Source organism: Onishia taeanensis, assembly GCF_003268885.1.
Classification (GTDB): Bacteria; Pseudomonadota; Gammaproteobacteria; order Pseudomonadales; family Halomonadaceae; genus Onishia; species Onishia taeanensis_A.
Genome location: NZ_QLSX01000002.1, coordinates 269,047 through 291,531, shown reverse-complemented (window position 1 = coordinate 291,531; position 22,485 = coordinate 269,047). Strand labels below are relative to the sequence as shown.

19 protein-coding genes are annotated in these 22,485 nt (G+C 65.9%); 12 read left to right on the top strand and 7 right to left on the bottom strand.

Annotated features, from left to right (window positions below; genetic code table 11):
• Positions 1 to 33 precede the first annotated feature (33 nt).
• Genes BCL93_RS04055 through BCL93_RS04045 form a run of 3 tightly spaced genes read left to right on the top strand, consistent with a single transcriptional unit; the run spans position 34 to position 2,962 of the window.
• Complete coding sequence (locus BCL93_RS04055; RefSeq protein ID WP_112053827.1) at positions 34 to 1,614, top strand: cytochrome ubiquinol oxidase subunit I; 1,581 nt, start codon at positions 34 to 36, stop codon at positions 1,612 to 1,614.
• Positions 1,615 to 1,617: 3 nt separating this feature from the next.
• Positions 1,618 to 2,751 (top strand): cytochrome d ubiquinol oxidase subunit II, encoded by a 1,134-nt coding sequence (gene cydB, locus BCL93_RS04050; protein WP_112053826.1) that lies wholly within the window; start codon positions 1,618 to 1,620, stop codon positions 2,749 to 2,751.
• Between the two features lie 16 nt (positions 2,752 to 2,767).
• On the top strand, positions 2,768 to 2,962 hold the full coding sequence (locus BCL93_RS04045; RefSeq protein ID WP_112053825.1) for a hypothetical protein: 195 nt from the start codon (positions 2,768 to 2,770) through the stop codon (positions 2,960 to 2,962).
• A 142-nt stretch (positions 2,963 to 3,104) separates the two neighbouring features.
• Here BCL93_RS04045 and mnmC read toward each other — a convergent pair whose 3' ends face one another.
• The 3 genes from mnmC to BCL93_RS04035 form a co-directional block, all read right to left on the bottom strand.
• Positions 3,105 to 5,162 carry a bifunctional tRNA (5-methylaminomethyl-2-thiouridine)(34)-methyltransferase MnmD/FAD-dependent 5-carboxymethylaminomethyl-2-thiouridine(34) oxidoreductase MnmC gene (mnmC, locus tag BCL93_RS04040; RefSeq protein ID WP_112053824.1) on the bottom strand — a complete coding sequence of 686 codons (2,058 nt, stop codon included), beginning with the start codon at positions 5,160 to 5,162 and terminating at the stop codon, positions 3,105 to 3,107.
• The gene (locus BCL93_RS17090; RefSeq protein ID WP_146742464.1) at positions 5,159 to 5,395 is read right to left on the bottom strand and encodes a hypothetical protein; all 237 of its coding nucleotides are present in this window, start codon (positions 5,393 to 5,395) and stop codon (positions 5,159 to 5,161) included. The genes mnmC and BCL93_RS17090 overlap by 4 nt, the downstream gene beginning before the upstream one ends.
• Before the next feature lie 84 nt (positions 5,396 to 5,479).
• The gene (locus BCL93_RS04035) at positions 5,480 to 5,779 is read right to left on the bottom strand and encodes a YciI family protein (RefSeq protein WP_092523101.1); all 300 of its coding nucleotides are present in this window, start codon (positions 5,777 to 5,779) and stop codon (positions 5,480 to 5,482) included.
• A 213-nt stretch (positions 5,780 to 5,992) separates the two neighbouring features.
• On the opposite strand from BCL93_RS04035, the gene BCL93_RS04030 reads away from it, so the two are divergent.
• Both BCL93_RS04030 and BCL93_RS04025 read left to right on the top strand, forming a co-directional pair.
• Positions 5,993 to 6,832, top strand: coding sequence for a PHP domain-containing protein (locus tag BCL93_RS04030; RefSeq protein ID WP_258395977.1), 840 nt, complete (start codon positions 5,993 to 5,995; stop codon positions 6,830 to 6,832).
• 42 nt (positions 6,833 to 6,874) lie between these two features.
• Entirely contained in the window at positions 6,875 to 7,498 is a 624-nt protein-coding gene (locus tag BCL93_RS04025; RefSeq protein WP_112053822.1) for an L-threonylcarbamoyladenylate synthase, read from the top strand.
• 54 nt (positions 7,499 to 7,552) lie between these two features.
• Here BCL93_RS04025 and BCL93_RS04020 read toward each other — a convergent pair whose 3' ends face one another.
• Together BCL93_RS04020 and BCL93_RS04015 are read right to left on the bottom strand one after the other, a co-directional pair.
• Positions 7,553 to 8,515 carry an ion transporter gene (locus BCL93_RS04020; protein ID WP_112053821.1) on the bottom strand — a complete coding sequence of 321 codons (963 nt, stop codon included), beginning with the start codon at positions 8,513 to 8,515 and terminating at the stop codon, positions 7,553 to 7,555.
• 99 nt (positions 8,516 to 8,614) lie between these two features.
• A complete protein-coding gene (locus BCL93_RS04015; RefSeq protein WP_112053820.1) occupies positions 8,615 to 9,493 on the bottom strand; it encodes a CYTH domain-containing protein in 879 nt (292 codons plus the stop codon).
• Positions 9,494 to 9,596: 103 nt separating this feature from the next.
• Between BCL93_RS04015 and BCL93_RS04010 the strand changes: the two genes are divergently transcribed.
• From BCL93_RS04010 to glrR, 6 genes are all read left to right on the top strand, one after another.
• Positions 9,597 to 10,277 (top strand): TIGR00153 family protein, encoded by a 681-nt coding sequence (locus BCL93_RS04010; RefSeq protein WP_112053819.1) that lies wholly within the window; start codon positions 9,597 to 9,599, stop codon positions 10,275 to 10,277.
• 122 nt (positions 10,278 to 10,399) lie between these two features.
• On the top strand, positions 10,400 to 11,665 hold the full coding sequence (locus tag BCL93_RS04005; protein ID WP_112053818.1) for an inorganic phosphate transporter: 1,266 nt from the start codon (positions 10,400 to 10,402) through the stop codon (positions 11,663 to 11,665).
• A gap of 214 nt (positions 11,666 to 11,879) precedes the next feature.
• A complete protein-coding gene (gene argA, locus BCL93_RS04000) occupies positions 11,880 to 13,193 on the top strand; it encodes an amino-acid N-acetyltransferase (protein ID WP_112053817.1) in 1,314 nt (437 codons plus the stop codon).
• Between the two features lie 1,014 nt (positions 13,194 to 14,207).
• The gene (locus BCL93_RS03995; protein ID WP_112053816.1) at positions 14,208 to 15,728 is read left to right on the top strand and encodes a sensor histidine kinase; all 1,521 of its coding nucleotides are present in this window, start codon (positions 14,208 to 14,210) and stop codon (positions 15,726 to 15,728) included.
• A 3-nt stretch (positions 15,729 to 15,731) separates the two neighbouring features.
• Entirely contained in the window at positions 15,732 to 16,289 is a 558-nt protein-coding gene (locus tag BCL93_RS03990; RefSeq protein ID WP_112053815.1) for a hypothetical protein, read from the top strand.
• A gap of 55 nt (positions 16,290 to 16,344) precedes the next feature.
• Positions 16,345 to 17,739: a two-component system response regulator GlrR gene (gene glrR, locus BCL93_RS03985; protein WP_309251213.1), complete on the top strand. Its 1,395-nt coding sequence runs from the start codon at positions 16,345 to 16,347 to the stop codon at positions 17,737 to 17,739.
• Positions 17,740 to 17,827: 88 nt separating this feature from the next.
• Here the strand turns inward: glrR and xseA are convergent, their stop codons facing one another.
• Both xseA and BCL93_RS03975 read right to left on the bottom strand, forming a co-directional pair.
• On the bottom strand, positions 17,828 to 19,294 hold the full coding sequence (gene xseA / locus BCL93_RS03980; protein WP_112053814.1) for an exodeoxyribonuclease VII large subunit: 1,467 nt from the start codon (positions 19,292 to 19,294) through the stop codon (positions 17,828 to 17,830).
• A 136-nt stretch (positions 19,295 to 19,430) separates the two neighbouring features.
• The gene (locus BCL93_RS03975; protein WP_112053813.1) at positions 19,431 to 20,498 is read right to left on the bottom strand and encodes an AbrB family transcriptional regulator; all 1,068 of its coding nucleotides are present in this window, start codon (positions 20,496 to 20,498) and stop codon (positions 19,431 to 19,433) included.
• Between the two features lie 419 nt (positions 20,499 to 20,917).
• Here BCL93_RS03975 and guaB point away from each other — a divergent pair, with 419 nt between their 5' ends.
• On the top strand, positions 20,918 to 22,387 hold the full coding sequence (guaB, locus tag BCL93_RS03970; protein ID WP_112053812.1) for an IMP dehydrogenase: 1,470 nt from the start codon (positions 20,918 to 20,920) through the stop codon (positions 22,385 to 22,387).
• The last annotated feature ends 98 nt before the right edge of the window (positions 22,388 to 22,485 follow it).

The window sequence follows — 22,485 nt, the reverse complement described above, 5'->3', positions numbered from 1 at the left end:
TCCTCCGCAGGGATCATAGAGAGCACTTCCGCCATGCAAGAACTAGACACCGTCATCGAGTTGTCGCGGACTCAGTTCGCGGCGACGGCGTTGTACCATTATCTCTTCGTGCCACTCACGCTGGGCCTGTCGGTCCTGCTGGCGACGATGGAGACCATCTACGTCATCACCGGGCGCGATATCTATCGCCAGATGACTCACTTCTGGTCGAAGCTGTTCGCCATCAACTTCGCCCTGGGCGTGGCCACAGGGCTGACCATGGAGTTCGAGTTCGGCACCAACTGGTCGACCTACTCGCATTTCGTCGGCGACATCTTCGGTGCACCGCTGGCCATCGAGGGCCTGATGGCGTTCTTCCTCGAGTCGACCTTCGTCGGCCTGATGCTGTTCGGCTGGGGCAAGCTGTCGCGCGGCAAGCACCTGCTGGTGACCTACATGGTGGCGCTGGGGTCCAACCTCTCGGCGCTGTGGATCCTGGTCGCCAACGGCTACATGCAGAATCCCACCGGCTCGGTGTTCAATCCCGACACCATGCGCATGGAGCTGACCAGCCTGCCTGACCTGATCTTCAGCCCCGAGGCGCAGGCCAAGTTCGTCCATACCAGCATCGCCGGCTACGTGACCGCGGCGATCTTCGTGGTGGGCATCAGCGCCTTCTACCTGCTGCGCCGCCGCCATATCGAGCTGGCCAAGCGCTCGTTCCGGGTCGCCGCGCTGTTCGGCGTGTTCGCTACCGTCGGCGTGATCTCGCTGGGCGACGCCCTGGGCTTCATCAACGGCAACGCCCAGCCCACCAAGCTGGCTGCCATGGAAGGGCTGTGGGAGACCGCCGAGGCGCCGGCCGGCTTCAATCTGATCGCCTGGCCCAACCAGGAGGAGCGGCGCAACGACTTCGAGCTGCAGGTGCCCTACCTGCTCACCCCGCTGGTCACCCACACCTTCGACGAGTCGATTCCCGGCGTAAGCGACCTGGAAGCCGATGCCGAGGCGAAGATCCGCGACGGTATCCCGGCGCTGACCGCGCTGAAGACCCTGCGCGAAAACCCGGACGATGCCGATGCGCGCGCGACCTTCGACGCCCATCAGGACAACCTGGGCTACGCGCTGCTGGTTCAGCGCTACGCCGAGGATGTCTCGCAGGCTACCGATGCGCAGATCGCTCAGGCGGCGGCGGATACCATCCCGCCAGTGGCGCCGGTGTTCTGGTCGTTCCGCGTCATGGTAGTGACGGCCTTCTTGATGATGGCCTTCCTGATCCTCGCGGTCATCTACTCGCTGCGCGGCACCCTGCATCGCAATAACTGGTTCCTGCGCCTGGCGCCGTGGATGATTCCGGTGCCGTTCATCGCCAACGAGGCCGGCTGGATAGTCGCCGAACTGGGTCGCCAGCCGTGGACGGTCTACGGTCAACTGCCGACCTGGTTGTCCGCCTCCACCCACAGCGTCGGTTACATGATCTTCTCGCTGGTCGGCTTCGTCCTGCTCTACACCCTGTTCATCGTCATCGAGATGTTCCTGATGGTGAAATTCATTCGCCTGGGGCCGAGCGAAGACAATCTCGAGTCGCCTGCCGAACCGACCCAACGTCATTCATCCCAGTGGAGCGAGGCCTAAGCCATGGATCCGTACATACTACTCAAAGTGACCTGGTGGGTGCTGCTGGGCGTGCTGTTGATCGGCCTGGCGGTGATGGTCGGCATGGACATGGGCGTCGGCGCTGCGCTGCGCTACCTGGGACGCACCGACGGCGAGCGCCGCGCGGTGATCAACATGATCGCCCCGCACTGGGACGGCAATCAGGTGTGGTTCGTCCTCGGCGGCGGCGCGGTGTTCGCCGCCTGGCCGACCATCTATGCCACCGCCTTCTCGGGGCTCTACGTGGTCATGCTGGTGCTGCTGTGGTCGATGATCGTGCGTCCGCTGGGCTTCGAGTACCGCAGCAAGCTGCCCAGTGATCGCTGGCGCGGTGCCTGGGACTGGATGCTGTTCGTCTCAGGCGCGGTACCGATGATCGTCTTCGGCGCGGCGATGGGTAACATGCTCGAAGGCGTACCGTTCCACTTCTCCTGGAACATGATCTCCTACTACACCGGTAGCTTCATCACCCTGTTCAACCCCTTCGCCGTGCTGTGCGGGGTGATGTCGCTGGCGCTGGCGCTCTACCAGGGCGGGGCGATGGTGATGAACCGAGGCACCGGGGTGATTCGCGAGCGCGCCTGCCGACTGGTCACGGTCGCCGGTCTGACGGCTCTGGCGGTGTTCACTATCTGTGGCATCTGGGTATCGATGATGCATGGCTACGAGATCACCGCGGGTGGCGATCCCGCCGGCCCGGCATTGCCGCTCAACAAGACCGTGGAAACCGCATCCGGTGCCTGGCTCGCCAACTACATGGCGCACCCGGCGCTGTGGCTGGTCCCGGCGGCGGTCTACCTGGCCGTGCTGGGCGGCATCGCCTCGGCGCGCGCCGGTCTGTCGCACCTGGCCTGGTGGCTGGGCGCGCTCGCCTGGGCCGCCACTCTGGTCACCCTGGGCGCGGCGATGTTCCCGTTCCTGATGCCGTCGTCCAGCGAACCCAGTCACAGCCTGACCGTGTGGGACGCCTCCTCGAGTCTGGGTACGTTGGGCTGGATGCTGGCCTTCACCGTGGTCTTCATCCCGATCATTGTCATCTACACCAGCTGGGCCTTCTGGGTGATGCGCGGCAAGGTGACGCCGGAATCGATCGCCCACGACGAACACGCCTACTGATTGCGGAGCGCGCACCATGAAACATGTCCTGATCTTTCTCTTCTGGCTGCTCGTCGCCGTGGTGGCGATCGCCCTGACTATCGTGCTGGGCGAGCGCGGCGCTTGGTACTTCGCCTGGGTGCTGGGCACGGTGATGATCGTGCTGATCGCCGCGGCGGGTACGGCGATCATCGATGCCCGTTACGATGAGCATCGCGACGACCAGTACTGAACGATACCTCGTTCACCCTGTTCTCCGACGCCCTGGCTATTGCCGGGGCGTCGGCGTTTCGGGCCAGGGACTTCCGGTTTTGATCACGCTGCTGACGCGCCTGCATGGGGTTGAATGAGGCTGAAGGGCCCTGTCTGATCCATCAACCGTTCGTTTGTCCCTTGATCAGCTCGCTGATCAGCCGCCGACCCGGATGCAGGTGGTCGGCCAGGGTGCGCTCTACTGGCAGCGGCTCATCACAGATTCGTGAGGCGATCACCTCGGCGCACAGCGGGGCGCTGGCAAGCCCGCGGGAGCCATGCGCGGCGCTGATCCACAGCCCCGGGTGATGGGCGCCGGGCGTGTCGGGGATGCGTCTGGCGTCTTTGGCTAGCGTCGAGTAGGCCTCGCGCCAGTGCGCGGCGTCCGGCACCGGGCCTGCGTAGGGCGTCTTGTCGGGACTCGCCGCACGGATCGCCACCCGGCCTTCGAGATGGTCAGGCGCCAGGTCGACGCCGGCCTTTCTGAGGGCGGCGGTGAAGTGCGGCAGGCTCGCCTCTAGCTCGGCAAGGTTCGCCGAATGATCGGTGTCGCGCAGCGCCGTGTCGGTGTCATGGGGCGCGAAGGTGGCGCCGAAGCTCAGAATTCCGTCCGTCGCCGGGGGCACATAGCCCCCGGCGCAGACCACCCGCGAGAGCGTGGGCACCTCCGCGCCCTGGGGCAGCCTGACGGCACTGACCTGGCCGCGGATCGGCTGCAGCGGCAGCGCGGCGGTTTGAGCGAAATGGTTGGCCAGCGCCGCCGTGGCTACCACCACCTGATCGGCGACGAGGGGTTCGCCATCCTTGAAGCTCAGCGTCCAGCCGCCTTCATGTGTCACGGGATTAGCCCCTGGAATGAGTTCGGTGACCTCGCCTCGGTGCAGGGTGATGCCCGGTGTGGCGGCAAGGCGGGCGCACAACAGATCCGGCCGTACCCAGCCGGCGCCCGCATAGTCGAGCCCCGGCGAGTCGATGGCCACTCCGGATCGCGCGCTGGCTTCCTCGGCGTCCACGCCTGTCACGACTTGCGTTGGCAGCGCATGGTTGGCCAGAAAGCGCGCCTGGCGCTTGGCTTCCCGCTCGCTGGTCGCCAGCTGCAGCACGCCGCAGTCGTCCCAGATGGTGTGCTCGGGGTCCAGGGTCGCCAGCCAGCGCCGGCTGTACAGGAGCCCAGAGAGATACATGCGGCTCTGGGCATTGGTCTCGGCGGCGAGCTTCACGTAGAGCGCGCCCTGGCGGTTACCCGAGCCGCCGGCGCCGGGGGCTTCGCGCTCGATCAGGGTCACCGCCACGCCGCGTCGCGCCAGGGCCTCGGCGACCGTGGTGCCGGCGAGCCCGGCGCCGATCACCGCGACATGCCGTGCGGGCTTCGTTGTGGGCGGCGTGAACCAGGGGGTGCTGGGTCGCGGGTGATGGTGGGGTGGCGTTTCAATTTCGCCGGCGAGCATCTCGCGCTTGCGTCCGTGTCCTGGCACCTTGCGCCAGGCGAAGCCCGCCGCCTTGAGGCCGCGCTTGACCACGCCGGCGCAGGTGAAAGTGGCAAAGGTGGCGCCCGGCCGGCTGGCACGGGCCATGGCGGTAAAGAGCGCGGGCTGCCACATCTCCGGGTTCTTGGACGGCGCAAAGCCATCCAGGAACCAGGCATCGACCCGGCCATCGAGCTGGCCAAGCCGCTCGGCGCTGTCGCCGAAGTGCAGATCCAGGATCACCCGCTCACTAAGGCGCAGCCGGTGCACCCCGGCCACCGGCGCCGGCCATTGGGCCGTGAGGCAGGCGGCCTTGTCGTGAAATTCTGGCCAGGCGGTCAGCGCCCGCTCGAGATCGTCCCGGGTCATCGGGAAGCGCTCGGTAGACACCAGATGCAGCCGCGCCGTGGCCGGGGCGTGGCGTTCGAAGGCGGCCCAGGCACACAGCATGTTGAGCCCGGTACCGAAGCCGGTCTCGCCGATCACGAAGGGCCGCGGCCCCTGCCAGGCCGCCAAACGCTCGGGCAGGCGGTTGGCGTTGATGAAGACGTGCTCTGTCTCGGCGCGGCCGTCGTGGCGCGAGAAGTAGACATCATCGAAAGCGCTGGAGTGGGGCGCCTCGCTGTCGTTGTCGTCCCGAGGCCAATCGAGGTGCGCGACCTCAAGGGCGGCCAGGGCAGGCAGGGGCGCGGGGCGTTCGTCGGCGGCACTCAAGGCAGGGCTCCGGAAATCGGCAGGGTTAAAGAGGTACGGCTGATCGGGATACGGCTGATCGGGGTACGGCTGATCGAGACGGGGTCGGTCAGGGTAGCGTCGCTCTGGACGGTGTTGGCCCGAACAGGATTGACCTGGACAGCGTTGATCTGCGCAGAATTGATCAGAAAATGACCAGTTTCGCCAACCGGGCGTCTTGGCTGGCTTATGGCAAGGCGTCCGCGGGCTTTCAACAAACTTTTCCACAGCCACTGTGCAAAACTGGCTGTGGAAAAGCGCTTGTGAAAAAGGCGGCGGCGGGCCGTCTCAGGCGCCGCTCAGGGCAGCACTTTCTTGAAAGGCTTAACGGTCACCTTGGCATAGACGCCGGCGATCACGTAGGGATCGGCGTCGGCCCAGGCCTGGGCGGTGGGCAGGTCTTCGAATTCGGCGACCACCAGGCTGCCGCTGAAGCCGGCGTCGCCCGGGGTCTCGGCATCAACGGCCGGATGCGGGCCGGCCAGCACCAGGCGGCCTTCATCGCGCAGCTTCTCGAGGCGGGCCAGGTGGTCGGGACGGGCGGCCATGCGCCATTCGAGGCTATTCTTCACATCTTCACTGATGATGGCGTAGAGCATCGCAGTTTCCTTCGATGGGTGAGGCAGGAAGGCGCCGACGCACCTGAAATTGACCGCAACCGGCGCGGCGCGCACCATGGTAGTCCTATTCTGACAAAGTCGCCTGCCGGCGTCATGCCGATGAACGAGACTCACGTGTCACCTGCCACACCCGCTGCTCCCGCCACCCAGGCGGATACTTCTCTCGCCGATGCCCAGGGCATCGACTTTCACATGCACTCTACCGCGTCCGACGGTGCTCTCTCGCCCGCCGCGCTGATGTCGCTGTGCCGCGAGCGCGGCCTCACCAGGCTGTCGCTCACCGATCATGACACCCTGGATGGCGTTGCCGAGGCGCAAGAGGCCGCCGATGCGCTGGGCATGACGCTGCTGCCGGGGCTCGAGCTGTCGTCTCAATGGCAGGGCATGAACATTCATGTGGTGGGCCTGCTGCCCCAGGGGGCACAGGGCAGCCTGGTCGCCGGTCTCGAGGCGCAGGCTAAGGCGCGAGTGACCCGCGGTGAAGAGATCGCCCGGCGCATGGAGAAGCTGGGGCTTCACGACGCCCTGGCCAAGGCGCGAGCTCAGGCCGGCAGCGATCGCCCGCTGGGGCGCCCGGACTTCGCCCGCGCGATGGTCGCCGATGGCCTGGTCAAGGACATGGGCACGGCCTTCAAGAAGTATCTGGGCAGCGGCAAGCGAGGTGACGTCAAGGCCGGCTGGCCGTACCTGTCCGAGGTGGTCGAGTGGATCAATGATGCCGGCGGCGTGGCGGTGCTGGCGCATCCGCTGCGCTACGGGCTGACCCGGCGCAAGCGCGGTCTGCTGCTGGATGCCTTCACCGCCGCCGGCGGCGAGGCCTGCGAGCTGGTCAGCGGCTTCCAGAACGCCGATGTGACCCGCGACCTGGCGCGCCAGCTCGACGAGCGGGGCCTGTATGGCTCGCTGGGCAGCGACTTCCACTTTCCCGGCGGGCCGGTGGCCCCGGGCAGCATGAGCCCGGTGCCGCGCACCGCGCTGCGCCCTGTCTGGCAGCACCCTCGTCTGGCGGCGATTCTTGATCAGGCGGCCTGACCTGCGGTTTATCATCACGGATCACGCAACTCAGGAGCGAGCATGACGCAATTCTTCCAGCTGCACCCCGAAAATCCCCAGAAGCGCCTGATCGACCAGGCGACCGAGATCATCCGCAAGGGCGGCGTGGTGGCCTATCCCACCGACTCCGGCTATGCACTGGGTTGCCACCTGGGCGACAAGAAGGCCATCGAGAAGATCAAGTGGCTGCGCTCGCTGGATGACAAGCACAACTTCACGCTGGTGTGCTCGGACCTGTCCACGATCGGCACCTACGCCAAGGTCGACAATGCGGTATTTCGGCTGCTGAAGACTCACACGCCGGGGGCCTACACCTTCATCCTCAACGCCACCAGCGAGGTGCCGCGGTTGCTGCTGCATCCCAAACGCCGCTCGATCGGTGTGCGGGTGCCGGATCATCGCATCACCCATGCGCTGCTCGAGGCGCTCGGCGAGCCGATGATGAGCGTGACCCTGATCCCGGTCGGCGAGGAACTGCCGATGACCGATGCCGAGGAAATCCGCGAGCGCTTCGGAGCGCACCTGGACCTGGTCATCGACGGTGGCGCCTGCCACCTGGAGCCGACCAGCGTGATCGACCTGCGCGACCTGCCGCCGGTGATCCTGCGTGAAGGGCGTGGCGATCTGGCACCCTTCCAGGTCTGAACCGCTTGCCGGGGCGACGCCAGCGCTGGTGTCGCCCCGGCTGTCCCGCGAGCCTTATTCCTTCTCAGAGCCCTTATCCGGGGCCTTCTCTGTGTCCTGTTCGTCGTCCTCCTCTTTCGCTCGCTCTTCCTCTTCTTCTCGCTCGGCTTCTTCGCGATGCTCGGCCTCGCGTGGGTCTTCGGTGTTTTCGTCGAGCCAGGTCCCGCATTTCATACAATACTTGGTTTTTTCTTCGTGACGGTCGTAGCCGCAGCCCGGGCAGGCTTCATCGGAGTAACGGTCGGCGCGAATCGAGCGAATCACTTCGGCCGAGAACACCCCGGTGGGAATGGCGATGATCGAGTAGCCCATCAGCATTACCGTCATCGAGATGAACTGCCCCAGCGGGGTGGTGGGCGTGATGTCGCCATAGCCGACCGTGGTCAGGGTGACGATGCCCCAGTAGATGGATTTGGGAATGCTGGTAAAGCCGGCCTCGGGTGGCTCGATCATGTAGACCAGTGAGCCGAAGATGGTCACCAGCATAAACACCGTGAACAGGAACAGCAGGATCTGATGCGAGCTGCGCTTGAGCGCCTCGATCAACAGCCGGCCCTCGCCGACGAACTGCATCAGCCTGAGCACCCTGAAGATGCGCAACACCCGCAGCAGACGGATCACCACCAGCGAATGCGCGCCGGGAAGCAACAGCACCAGCCAGGTGGGCAGAATCGATATGAGATCGATGATGCCGTAGAAGCTTCTCAGGTAGCGGGCCGGCCGCTCCAGACAGTACAGGCGAACCAGCAGCTCCAGGGTGAAAAGCCCGGTGAAGCCCCACTCCAGTGCCTTGAAAAACCGGCCATAGGCGGCGTGATAGGCCGGCACGCTGTCGAGCAGCACTACCGTGACGCTAGCCAGGATCAGGCCGATCAGGACGATATCGAAGCCCTTGGCCAGCCGGGTATCCGATTCGAAGATGACCTGAAAGATCCGGGTGCGCAGCCCTTCACCGGCCGGTTTGAGAGTAGGGAACAAGGGACCTCCCGATCCTTTAGTATAAGAGCGGTCCTGGGGACGCAGCGCACCGGGCGCCGGTTGACTTCAGGTCCGCGCGTCCGTCAGGCCCATGTGTCATCAGGCTGGGGCATAGAGGGCGCGCGCCAGCGCCAGGGCCGCCTGGCCGAAGGCCACATCGAGCCAGGCATCGTCTTCCGGTGCCTGATGGCTCAGAGCCGCGAGCAGGGTGGCGGCCGGGCCCGTCAGGCGATCATCGCCCAGGGCGACCAGCCGGTCCAGCGACCGGCGGGCCTCGTCCTTGAAATGGCTGTCCTGACTGTCGGCCAGGGCATCCAGCGCCAGGATGGTGTGCTCGTATAGCGCTGCCGGATCGTCATCGGCTGCCGGGAGCGACCACCGGCCTTCGCCCAGTGACGCGCCGCGGGCGGCCTTGCTGGCCGTAGCGGGGCGCAGCGGCACCGAGGCGGCGAACTCTTCGGCCAGCGCCCACAGGGCCGCGGGGTCACCGTCCTTGAGTTCGAGTTCCAGTTCGCGAATCGTCGCCCGGCGTCCGTCCGCGCGCACCTCGCCATCATCCAGCGCCACCTCGATGCGGCCCTGCTCGCCGTCGACGATCCAGGTGCGGCGGGCGAAGTCGGTAGCGAAGCGCGGTGCCAGAGCGGCGAGTGTCTCGTCGCCTAGCGCCTGCATGGGCGCCAGCGTCTTGAGCCCGTCGAGGTCCAGCCGGTTCTCGTCAATCGGCCACTCCCATTCGCCACGTACCGAGAGCCCGCCCTGGCCGTTGCCGGTGGTCTTCAGGGTCTGCACCCGGCCCTTGCCGGTATCGCGGATACGCAGGGCCACCCGTGCGGCTTCCAGGGCGCCGTCCGGGGTGTCGTAGTAGGTGTTGGCAAGCGTGCGGTCTTCGGCCGGGAGCGCCGCCAGGCGAGGATGGCGACGCAGTCGCTCGGGGCCTTCTGGCGGTAGCGCGAGCTTGAGTTCGATTTCCTGACTCATGGCCGATGCTTCCTATATGACAAATTGGTGAATTCTTTATGACGTCGGTCGGTGCCACCACTATAATGTCCGCGCCATTTCCAACGCGAATCGCTTACCTATCATGGTGACATCTAATCCGTTTTCGGCGATCTTCGGTCGCTCGCCCTTCCAGCCGCTGCTTTTGCATATCGTCAAGGTCAGCGAGTGCGCCGACGAGCTGCTGCCATTCTTCGAGTCCACCCTGAGCGGTGACTGGGAGGCGGCAGAACGCCATCGTGGCGCCATTACCCGCATCGAGCACGAGGCCGATGAGCTCAAGACCGAGCTGCGCCTGAACCTGCCCAATACCATGTTCCTGCCGGTCTCCCGCTCGGACCTGCTGGACCTGATCAGCGTGCAGGACAAGATCGCCAACAAGGCCCGCGACATCACCGGCATCATGCTCGGTCGTCAGATGCAGGTGCCCGAGTCGCTGGCGCCGACGATGCGCGATTACCTGCGCACTTCGGTGGCCGCCGTGTCTCAGGCCCGCAAGGCCCTCGGAGAGCTCAAGGATCTGCTCGAGTCCGGGTTCGGCAGCAACGTCGCCGATGTCATGCAGAACCTGATTCGCGAGCTTCACGCCCTCGAGCACCAGGCCGACGACCAGCAGGTGGCCATTCGTCGCCAGCTGTTTCAGCTCGAGAGCGAGCTGCCGCCGGTCGACGTGATCTTCCTCTACAAGATCATCGACTGGGTCGGTGAGCTCTCCGACGGTGCCGAGCGCGTGGGCAGCCGCCTGCAGGTGCTGACCGCCCGCTGATTCTCTCCCTCGAACTCTCCGCCCCACGACCACGGTGAGTGCCCTGTGACGCACTCGCCAAGGATAGGCGCATCGAGGCGTGTCACGGCGGACCTTCAGTCATCCCTAAGGATGTAGCTCTTATGTCGATCATTGCGCAACACGGCGACATCTTCATTATTCTGGCCTGTGTCTTCGGCTTCTTCATGGCCTGGGGCGTAGGCGCCAACGACGTGGCCAACGCCATGGGCACCTCGGTGGGCTCGCGGGCCATCACCATCAAGCAGGCGATCTTCATCGCCGTGATCTTCGAGTTTCTGGGCGCCTGGCTCGCGGGCGGTCAGGTCACCGAAACCATCCGCAAGGGCATCATTGACCCGGCGCTGCTCGAGAGTGATCCCCAACTGCTGGTTTACGGCATGCTGGCCTCCTTGCTGGCGGCCGGGACCTGGCTGCTGGTGGCCTCGATGCGCGGCTGGCCGGTGTCGACCACCCATTCCATCGTTGGTGCCATCGTCGGCTTCGCGATGGCCGGCCTCGGCCTGGATGCCGTCGGCTGGGCCAAGGTCGGCCAGATCGCCGCCAGCTGGGTGGTCTCGCCGCTGATGTCGGGCTCGATCGCCTTCATGTTGTTCAAGTCCGTGCAGCATCTGATCTTCGAGAACCGCGATCCGTTCGCCGCCGCCAAGCGCTACGTGCCGATGTATGTGTTCCTGGTTGGCTTTATCGTCGCCATGGTGACGCTGACCAAGGGCCTGAAACACGTCGGCCTGGATCTCAGCTTCGGCGTCAGCCTTGCCTACGCGGTGCTGATCGGCCTCGCCGTGATGGCGCTGGGCGGCTTGCTCGAGCGTCGTGTCAGCCGCAACCGATCGGCGGATGATGCCTTCGGTTTCGGCGGCGTCGAGCGGGTGTTCGCCGTGCTGATGCTGTTCACCGCCTGTGCCATGGCCTTTGCCCACGGCTCCAACGATGTTGCCAACGCCGTCGGCCCGCTGGCTGCGGTCATCAGCGTGGTCTATAGCCACGGCGACGTCGGCGGCGCGTCGATGGTGCCCTGGTGGGTGCTGGTGCTGGGCGGCGGCGGTATCGTGGTCGGCCTGGTCACCTATGGCCACAAGGTCATCGCCACCGTCGGCACCGGCATCACCGAGCTGACGCCGAGCCGCGGCTTTGCCGCCACCCTGGCGGCCGCCACCACCGTGGTGCTGGCGTCGGGTACCGGCCTGCCGATCTCGACCACCCATACCCTGGTCGGCGCGGTACTTGGTGTGGGCCTGGCTCGCGGCATGGCGGCGCTTAACCTGCGCGTGATCGGCACCATCGTCATGTCATGGCTGATCACCCTGCCGGCCGGCGCCTTCCTGGCGATCATGTTCTTCTTCATGTTCAAGGGCATGTTCGGCTAAGCAGGGCCAGGTGCTGATTCAGGTACTTAGTCAGGTACTGGGCTACGTACTTAGTTAGTCAGGTACGGAGCTCGCTACCTGCACTCGACGCTGTCGGGCGTATCTCGAGAAAGGCGGCACCGCGAGGCGGTGCCGCCTTTTTTCGCCCTCTGTTATAGTCGTGGCTGGTGGGCATGCTGCCCGATTTCACCCTCTAGCTGCCGGAGTGCGGCCCTTGAATACGCGCTTTCCCTTCGTCGATTGGTTTCGTCAGTCATCGCCCTACATCAATGCCCACCGAGGACGAACCTTCGTGGTGCTGATCGAAGGCGAGGCGATGGCGGCGGGTCACAGCGAATCGCTGATTCAGGACCTGGCGCTGCTGCATACCCTGGGCGTGCGGCTGGTGCTGGTGTTCGGCATTCGCCCCCAGGTCAATGCGGCGCTGGTCGATGAGGGCATCACGCCGCGGCGCGAGGATGGTCGCTGGGTGGCAGATGACGCCATCATGGCGCGGGTCGAGCGCATCGCCGCCGAGCAGCGGCTGTGGTTCGAGGCGCGGCTGTCGCTGGGGCTGCCCAATACGCCGCTGCACGGCATTGAACTGACGGCGGTATCCGGCAATCTGGTGATGGCCAAGCCGCTCGGCGTGCGCAACGGCCTCGACTTCGCCCGTAGCGGTGAGGTGAGACGGGTTCGTGCCGAGGCGATCGACGCGCTGCTCGATCAGGGCTCGCTGGTGGTGCTGCCGCCGCTCGGCTTCTCGAGCACTGGCGAGGTGTTCGATCTGGACGCCGCCGAAGTCGCCCAGCAGGCCGCGGTGGCACTGGGTGCCGACAAGCTGGTACTGCTCGGCGAAGCCGAGGGCCTGCATGACGCAAGCGGGGCTTTACAGCGCCAGCTGACCCCGGCCGAGGCCGAGCCGCTGATGCACGAGGCGGCTCCCGGCAGCGAGCTTTCTCGCCACCTGGCGGCGGCCTGTGCCGCGGCCCGTCATGGCGTGGCCCGCACTCACCTGCTGTCCTGGCATGACAACGACGCCCTGCTCGGCGAGCTGTTCACCCGCGACGGCGTGGGCACCATGATCACCCAGCATCGCTACGAGCAGCTGCGCGACGCCGAGCTAGGCGACGTCGGTGGCCTGCTCGAGCTGCTCGAGCCCCTGGAGCGGCGCGGCATGCTGGTGCCGCGTTCCCGGGAGCGCCTGGAGCACGAGATCGAGGACTATCTGGTCATCGAGCGTGACGGCATGATCATCGGCTGTGCTGCCCTGCATGAGTATCCGGACGCCCGCATGGGCGAGCTGGCCTGCGTGGCGGTGCATGGCGATTACCGGGGCGGCAATCGCGGCGAGCGGCTGCTGGCCGATGCCGAACGTCGCGCCCGGCGCCGGGGGCTGTCGGCGATATTCGCGCTGACCACTCATACCGCCCACTGGTTCATCGAAAAGGGCTTCGGACTCGCCGATATCGACGACCTGCCGCCGCTCAAGCGCGATGCCTACAACCATGCCCGCAAGTCGAAGATCCTGCTCAAGACCCTGAGTTGATCACAGGCGGCGTCCCCGCTGTGGGCCGCCGCCTGTCCGCCTGGTGCATTACCTTCCTGCTACGCCGCGCATGCTTCTCTCTTGAGTGCTGTCGCGATAGCCCGTCGTATGAGCCCGTGGTATGAGCCCCGCCGTGTGAGTGTCGCCGTCAGCGACACCCTGAGTGGTGATTGTCGCCAAAAGAATACATAGTAACTGTTTGATTTTTAGATTATTTTATCTTGCCTTCGATATAGCGTCGCCAATTGGAGACGAAAACCGCGGGTCGCGGGCGCCTTTTCGCCCCTGTGAGCGTCATTGGCCAGATTGGCACAAGCCAGTGTTTTTTAAGACATTGAAAATAAAGGGTTTGTAAGATTTCTGGCACGCTCTTCGCTATATATTCAGTGAGCAAGCAAGGGATTCGGTTCATCACGGCTCGAACCGTTTCCTGGCCGGCCTGACAGGGCGCATTTACTACCCTGTGCATGTCACCCGATCGGGTCGGTCCGCGTCTGCTCCACGCGATGTGTGACTGATGTAGCGATGAGACGGGTACCGCCGACAGGCAAGGAATGGTACCGCTACGGGCAAGGATGCTCTCGGCAAGGATGCCTCGCCCCCTCGGGGGCTGAATCCGGCGGCGACGCGCAAGCGGCGCTGCCACCTGAACGAAGAGGGGATACGTCCCCACACATGACGGCCAGCTTCTGGCGAGTGACGATCCCGTCGTGTGACTTCGGGGCTTAGGCCCAGAAAGAATGTCGACCAGTCCGGCCAGACGCGTCTGCTCCCTCGACATTGTTTCACCTGAAGTTCCCTGCGTATTGGGCCGGCTCTGCCGGCCCTCTTTTTTTGCCTATTCCTTGGCGTGGCTCGGCGTGTCCAAGCCCTGACCATGCTCATGACCTGGTCCATGCATCCGGCCAGGTCCGGTATGCCGTGAAAGGTCGCGGTCGTTCCCGGCAACTCTGGTATCCTGCAGTGGTAAGCCCCATGACATCGTCCCAACTCCTTCTGCAAAGAACCCTTGTCATGACCACTCAGGTCTCGCGCCGATGGCGCCCACGCTCCCTGCTGCAACTCGTACTGCTGGCTTTTCTGGTGGTGATGCTGCCGCTGGGCATCTTGATGTTCCAGGCCGGCCAGGCGCTTTCCGAACTGACCCGGCTCGCTGATGACAGCGCTCGGCAGGCGGTCGAAGAAACCCGTCGCGCCCGGGCACTGTCGTCGCTTGCCGTGGAGATGGAGCGCAGCGCCCGCCAGTACGCGGTGCTGGAGGAGCCCGGCCTGCGCGAGATCTATACCCAGCGCGCCGACGAATTCGAGGCAATGCTGGCCAGGCAGCGGTTGTTGATGCCCGATAACCCCGACGCTCAGGCACTGAGCAAACGCATCGATAGCCTCAAGACCCTGCTCGATGCCCCGGTGGCCGATATCCAGGCCCGGCTCGACGAGTTTGTGCCCTTCGCCCAGCGCACCGAGGCCGTGCGCCAGGCCACCAACCGGCATATCGACGCGCGCATCGAACGTATTCGCGAACAGGCCGGCGGCGTCCAGACCCGTCTGTGGGTGCAGACCACGGCACTGGTCTCGGCGAGTCTGGTGCTGATGCTGCTGTTCACCTGGCTGATCATTCGCCCGATTCGCCAGCTCGAGCGACGCATTCTGAGCCTCGGCAGCGCCGGCCAGCCCGCGCCCTCGAAGGGGCTGCAGGGGCCGGCGGAGCTGGTGCAGCTCGATGAGCGGCTCGACTGGCTGTCGGCGCGGCTTGGCGAGCTGGAGGCCCAGAAGCGCCAGTTTCTGCGCCACATGTCCCACGAACTCAAGACGCCGCTGGCAAGCGTCAGGGAAGGCACGGCGCTGCTTTCCGACGGGGTGGCCGGCGAGCTGACCTCGCGCCAGCACGAGATCCTCGAGCTGATAGAGGCCAGCGGAGAGGAGCTCCAGCGCCTCATCGAACAGCTGCTTGACTATAATTTGCTTCAGCACCACGCCGAGGTCAGCGTCGATCGTTTCGATGTCACAACGCTGATCAAGGAACTGCTGGCCAAGCATCAACTGGCTCTGGACGCCAAGGGCATGCAGCTCAAGTGGAGCGATCGGCCGCTGGCCTGGCAGGCCGACCGCACCGCCACCGGCCGCATTCTGGATAACCTGTTGTCCAATGCCATTGCCTATGGTGAAGATGGCGGACTGCTTGAACTGCGCGCCCAGCAGCGCGGCGACGTGCTACTGGTGGAGGTCGCCAACAGCGGTGATGCGATCGGCGGCGAGGACCGCGAGCGGCTCTTCGATCCCTTCTATCAGGGCCGCGCCCGGCGCAAGGGGCCGCTCAAGGGCTCTGGGATCGGCCTGTCGGTGGCTGCCGACTGTGCCAAGGCTCAGCAGGGGCATCTGGAACTGGTCGACGATGCACGCCTGGCGGTGTGCTTCCGCCTGACGCTGCCCTGGCAGGTATGTAATGCGCAGGGCGCGAATCAGCAGGATACGAATACGATAACGATGCCGTCACCGCAGCACCGTGCGGCAGACGCAGACGCAAGGAACTCATGACCCATGCTGTACCGCACCCTGACGGGGCTGGTCGCCGTTTCGCTGCTGGCAGGATGCCAGTGGCTGCCGGCGCAAACGTCCTCCACGCCACCGACGCTGACGGAACTGCCCGCCGGCTGCCAGGACGAGTGGCCTAGCCTGACCGTAAACGCCTGCCAGACCGAGGCCTGGGTGGCCTTTGGGCTCGCCTCCCAGCGCGGCGATCGTGCCTGGCGTGACCGCCAGCTGGCCCGCCTCGAGGGCAACGATACCCATGAGCGCTTAGTTCGCGCCGTGGTGCTTTCCTGGGGCAGCGAGAGCGAATGGAATCAGGCTTCAGAGCTTTACAAGGCCGACCTGGCCAAGGCGCCGACCGAGCTGCAGCCGCTGCTGCGTTACTGGCTCAACGAGCTCGAAGGGCGCCGCGCCCTGTCCGAAAAGCTGGCCGAGCAGAGCCAGGCGCGACAGGCGCTGGCCGACGAGAACGCCGCTCAGGCCGAGCAGCTGGACGAGATGGCCAACAAGCTCGAGGCCCTGAGCGATATCGAGCAAAGCATTAACCTGCGACAGCAGGCCCCCTGAGGCGCGATGCGTCGGGCGCCTGGCCAGGCTTCGTCTGAATAGAAGGGAGATCACCGTGAAAGACGCCGCGCAACTGACCGGCGCCCTCAAGGGCAGCAAACCCATCGCCCATATCCTGCTGGTCGACGACGACGCCAGCCTGCTCAGGCTGTTGGGCATGCGGCTGGAAAGCCGTGGCTTTCGCGTCACCACCGCCGACAGCGGCCGCATGGCGCTGGATCGCCTGGCCATTGAGCGCCCGGACCTGGTGCTCTCGGACCTGCGCATGGATGAGATGGACGGCCTGGCGCTGTTTCAGGAAATCCAGCGCCAAGCCCCAGGTCTGCCGGTGATCATCCTCACCGCCCATGGTTCGATTCCCGATGCGGTGAGCGCCACCCGCCAGGGGGTGTTCAGCTTCCTGACCAAGCCCGTCGACCGCGACGAGCTGTTCACGGCGATCGACGAAGCGCTGCTCCAGGCGCCGGCCGCCGGCGACGGCGACGACGCCTGGCGCTCGGCGATCATCACCCGCAGCCCGCAGATGGAGCGCATCCTCGACCAGGCACGCATGGTCGCCGGCGCCGATGTCAGCGTGCTGGTCAGTGGCCCCTCGGGCTCGGGCAAGGAACTGCTGGCGCGCGCCCTGCATGATGCCAGCCCCCGCGCCGACAAGCCGTTCGTCGCCATCAACTGCGGCGCGCTGCCCGAGCAGCTGTTGGAAAGCGAGCTCTTCGGTCACGCCAAGGGAGCGTTCACCGGCGCGATCAGCCAGCATGAAGGGCTCTTCCAGGCCGCCGATGGCGGCAGCCTGTTCCTCGACGAAATCGGCGATATGCCGCTCTCTCTGCAGGTGAAACTGTTGCGCGTGCTGCAGGAGCGTCAGGTCCGGCCGCTGGGCTCGACCGCCTCGGTATCTGTCGATGTGCGCATCATCTCGGCCACCCACCGCGACCTGGATCGCGCCATGCATGAGGGAGACTTCCGGGAGGATCTTTACTACCGCCTGAACGTGGTCAACCTGCGCCTGCCGCCGCTCAAGGAGCGCGCCGAGGACGTGCCGCTGCTGGCCAAGCACCTGGTCAGCAAAGCCGCCGCCCGCCACAAGCCGTTCGTGAAGGGCTTCTCCACCGAGGCGCTGAACCTGCTGGCCTCTTCGGCCTGGCCCGGCAACGTGCGCCAGCTGGTCAACGTGGTCGAGCAGTGCGTGGCGCTGACCAGTGCGCCGATCATTCCCGAAGCGCTGGTCGCCCAGGCGCTGGTCGCCGAGGAGAACGCCCTGCCGTCATTCAACGACGCCCGCGCGAGCTTCGAGCGGGGCTATCTGATCAAGGTGCTGAAGATCACCGAAGGCAACGTCACCCAGGCCGCGCGCATCGCCGGGCGCAACCGCACCGACTTCTACAAGCTGCTGGGCCGCCACGAACTCGAACCCAGCAGCTTCAAGGCCGTGGCCAAGAGTGATGGCTGAATAGCACAGACCGGAGCCGCAACACGCCTGTCACAAGGCGCTTGCCGGGGCGACGGCCGTAGCGATGAATGAGCGCCGCCATGCCTGACTAGTCGGTCTCGTCCCTGTGCTCCGGCCCCGTGGTCTCGGCTGGGGCCTGTGACGAGGCCTGGTTAGGGGCCTGTGACGAGGCTTGGTTCGGGGCCTGTGATGAGGTCCGCTCCGGGGCCGGCGCTGCCTTGAAGCGCCGCTTCACTTCCACTTTTAGCCTTCCTTCGCCCAGCCGGGCGGTCAGTTGCTGACCGGGCTGGGTATCCTGACTGCGCCGGATCACCCGGCCCTCATCATCCGAAAGAATCGAGTAGCCGCGCCCGAGCACCGCAAGCGGGCTGACCGCCTGCAGTTCCCGAGCAAGCGACGACAGCTGTTGGCGGTGTTCCGCGAGTTGGCGGGGCAGGGTGGCCGTGAGCCGCCTGTCGGCCTGAGCGAGGCGCTGGCGGGCGCTATCCAACTGTTGGCGAGGGTCGAAGGCGTTCAGGCGGGCGCCGGCGTGTCGCTCGCGTGTGCGGGCCTCCAAGAGCCGTGACTGCATGGCGCGCTGCAGGCGCCCCTCGAGCTGGCCAAGATGCGCGCGCTGCTGGGCGAGCCGCTCGCCGGGGTGACGCAGCCGCGCGCGCAGGTGATCCAGACGCTGGGTCTCGGCGTCCAGCCGGCTGCGCTGGGCGCGGGCGAGACGAGACAGGGCGCTGTCCAGGCGCTGACGCAGCGCCGCCTGGTCCGGTACCAGCCGCTCCGCCGCCGCCGAAGGCGTCGGGGCTCGGCCATCGGCGGCGAAGTCGGAAAGCGTGACATCAGTTTCGTGGCCCACCGCCGAGAGCACCGGCAACCGGGAATGGAAAATCGCCCGGGCCAGGTGCTCGTCGTTGAAGGCCCAGAGATCTTCGAGGCTGCCGCCGCCGCGAGTCACCAGGATAGCGTCACGCTCCGGGTCGAAGCGCGAGTCGCGGTTGGCCAGCGCCAGGGCACGGATCATCGCCGGCGCGGCCTCCTTGCCCTGTACCGGCACCGGCAGCACGCTGACCCGGGAAAGCGGCCAGCGCGCGGAAAGCACCGCCAATACATCGCGGATCGCCGCGCCGGTCGGTGAGGTCAGCACCAGCAGATGTCGCGGCGGGCAGGGCAGCGGGCGCGCATTGGCGAATACGCCCTCGGCGCTGAGCTGATGCTTCAAGCGCTCGAAGGCCGCCAGCAGGTCACCCTGGCCCGTCGGCTGCACGGCTTCCACGATCATCTGATAATCGCCCCGGGGCTCGAAGATCGACACCTTGCCGCGCAGGCGCACCCGGTCGCCGTCGTTCAGCGGCGTGCCCACGAAGCGCCCGCGGTTGCGAAACAGCGCGCACTTCAGCTGGGCGCGCTCGTCCTTCAAGGTGAAATAAACATGCCCCGAGGCCGGCCGCGCCACATTGGAAAGCTCGCCCTCGACCCAGCAATCGCCGAAATCGCGCTCCAGCATCAGCCGGGCGCGGCGGTTGAGTTCGCTGACGGAAAAGGTCGGGGTATCGGCCTGTGGCATGACGGCGGCATCCTTGATCGAAACGCCGCTCAGCCTAACATGCCGGCGGCCGTTGGCCCTGGCGCTTCAGATGCTAAGCGTCAGTCGCGATTAGTCAGTCGCGAAGAGTCAGTCGCGAAGAGTCAGTCGCTAAGCCCTAGGTGCTCAGCCGGCGTCCGGCACTCAGCAGCAGTGGCAGGCAGAGCACCAGCAGGCTGATGCGCAGCAGGTGGTGGGCGGTGACGAAGGCCGGGTCGATGCCCAGCGACAGCGCCACCAGGCTTAGCTCTGGGGCGCCGCCGGGCATGTAGGCGAGCAGGGCGGCGGCAATCGAGGTGCCGGTCAAAAGCTGTGCGCCCCAGGCGGCGAGGCCTGCGATCACCACCAGCCCCAGTGCCTGAATAATCCCCATCGCCAGGGTGTGGCCGACCGCGGCAAGCGAGGTGCCGGTAAAGCGCACCCCCACCGACACGCCGATCAGCACCTGGGCCAGCGCGATCAACGTTGGCGGCACCGCGGCATCGCTGACCCCGGAAAGGTGCAGCGCGGCCGAGGCCAGCGCCGGGCCGAACAGCAGGGCGCTTGGCAGTCGCAGGCGCTTGCCCAGCCAGGCGCCGGCAAGCCCCGCCGCGACGAGCCAGGCGGTATCCATCGCATTCGGCAGCCACAGCCAGTGAGCGATATCCGTGCGATTCTCCGGCATGCTGACATGGCCAAACAGCGGCAGCGCCAGCGGGATGGCCAGCAGCAGGATCAGGATGCGCACCGCGTGGGTCATGCCGACCACCCGCAGGTCGGCACCGGATTCCAGCGCCATCAGGGTCACCGTCGATACCCCGCCTGGCACCCCGGCATAGAGAGAGGTTTCCAGCGAATAGCCGCCGACCTTCCGCGAGAACCACACCGAGAACGCCATCATCACCGCCGTTGCCAGCAGCATGATGGCGAGGCTCGCGCTCCAGGCCGCCACATCGATGTTGAGCCCCTGATGGAAGGCCGAGCCCAGCATGACCCCGATCACCACCAGCACTCCCTTGCGCCCGCGCCCGGGTGAGCGCAGCCGTGCTCCGCCAAGGCTGGCGATGGTGGTCGCGATCATCGCGCCCAGCAGCCAGGGCAGCGGCAGGCCTAGCCGGAAGGCGATGGCGCCGCCCGCAAGCCCCAGGCCAAGCGTTGGCAGAAAACGGCCCAGGGCCGCTAAACGGGAGGTGAGGGGGGTATTCAAGTGGCGGTGACCTCCTGTCGTGAGCGTGAGCCTTTTACTGCATGCCAGGGCAGGGTGAGCCGCGCGCGACGATCTGCCATGACCGAGCCCTGTGCGACATTTTCGCGCGGCGGCCTTGCGGATAACAGCCTTGCGACGTTTTTTCGGCGCTTTCGCCGCCTATTCGAGCGCCCGCGACCGGCCTCCCGCGGCCGTTGTGGATGGCATGATGACGGGCGTGGTGACAGGGCCATGGTGGCGTGTCTGACGACAAGCAGAGCGGTCAGCGTGACGGCGGGTGAGGGGTATCACGCACCCTGCCGGGCGAGCAGGTTTTCATCCAGGACCCGGATTGATGGAAGGTGGGCCTCGGCGTTATAATGGTCGATTAACTTCCCCTCACCACATCCTCCATCTGCTCAACATTGGGTGTTGCCGATATGTTACGTATGGCGCAAGAAGCTCTTACGTTCGATGACGTATTACTCGTTCCCGGCTACTCGGATGTCCTCCCCAAGGACGTCAGCCTCAAATCCCGCCTGACCCGCAATCTCGAACTGAACATCCCGCTCTGCTCGTCCGCCATGGATACCGTGACCGAAGCCCGTCTGGCGATTGCCATGGCGCAGGAAGGCGGCATCGGCATCATCCACAAGAGCATGACCATTGCCGGCCAGGCGGCCGAAGTGCGCAAGGTCAAGAAGCACGAGAGCGTGATCGTCAAGGATCCGGTGACCGTTGGCCCCAAGGCCAAGCTCACCGACCTGCTGGCGATGGCCGACGAGTACGGCTATTCCGGTTTTCCGGTGGTCGAGGGCGAGACCCTGGTCGGCATCGTCACCGGTCGTGACATGCGTTTCCAGCCGGACCACAGCGACAGCGTCGAGGCGATCATGACGCCGCGCGAGAAGCTGGTCACCGTGCCGGTCGGCACGCCGCTCGAGCAGATCAAGACCAAGCTGCAGGAAAACCGCATCGAGAAGATCCTGATCGTCGATGACGAGTTCCGCCTGCGCGGCCTGGTCACCGTGCGCGACATCGAGAAGGCGCGCACCTACCCGAGCGCCGCCAAGGACAGCGACGGCCGCCTGCTGGTCGGCGCCGCCGTCGGTACCGGCCCGGAGACTCCGGACCGCATCGCCGCGCTGGTCGAGGCCGGCGTCGATGCCATCGTCGTCGACACCGCCCACGGCCACTCCAAGGGCGTGATCGACCGCGTGCGCTGGGTCAAGGAGCACTTCCCCGAGGTGCAGGTGATCGGCGGCAACATCGCCACCGCCGATGCCGCTATCGCCCTGGCCGAAGCCGGCGCAGACGCCGTCAAGGTCGGCATCGGCCCCGGCTCGATCTGCACCACCCGTATCGTGGCAGGCGTCGGCGTGCCGCAGATCACCGCGGTGGCCAACGTCGCCGAGGCGCTCAAGCCCTACGATATTCCGCTGATCGCCGACGGCGGCGTGCGCTACTCTGGTGACCTGTCCAAGGCCATCGCCGCCGGCGCCAGCTGCGTGATGATCGGTGGCCTGCTGGCCGGTACCGAGGAAGCGCCGGGCGAGGTCGAGCTCTACCAGGGCCGTACCTACAAGGCCTACCGCGGGATGGGCTCCATGGGCGCCATGTCTCAGACCCAGGGCTCCGCCGACCGCTACTTCCAGGACAAGTCCGAGGGCGCCGAGAAGCTGGTGCCGGAAGGCATCGAAGGCCGCGTGCCCTACAAGGGCATGATGAGCGCCATCGTTCACCAGCTGATGGGCGGCCTGCGCGCCTCCATGGGCTACACCGGCTGCAGCAGCGTGCTCGAGATGCGCACCAAGCCGGAATTCGTGCAGATCACCGGCGCCGGCTTCAACGAGTCTCACGTCCACGACGTGCAGATCACCAAGGAAGCCCCGAACTATCGGGCCAGCTGATCACAGCATGCGCTAGACGGCGGCGGGGCTTATCCCCGCCGTTCGTTTTTTGACCGGCGGGTTGAGTGACCCGGTACCCGGCCCCGGTTGGGTATCCA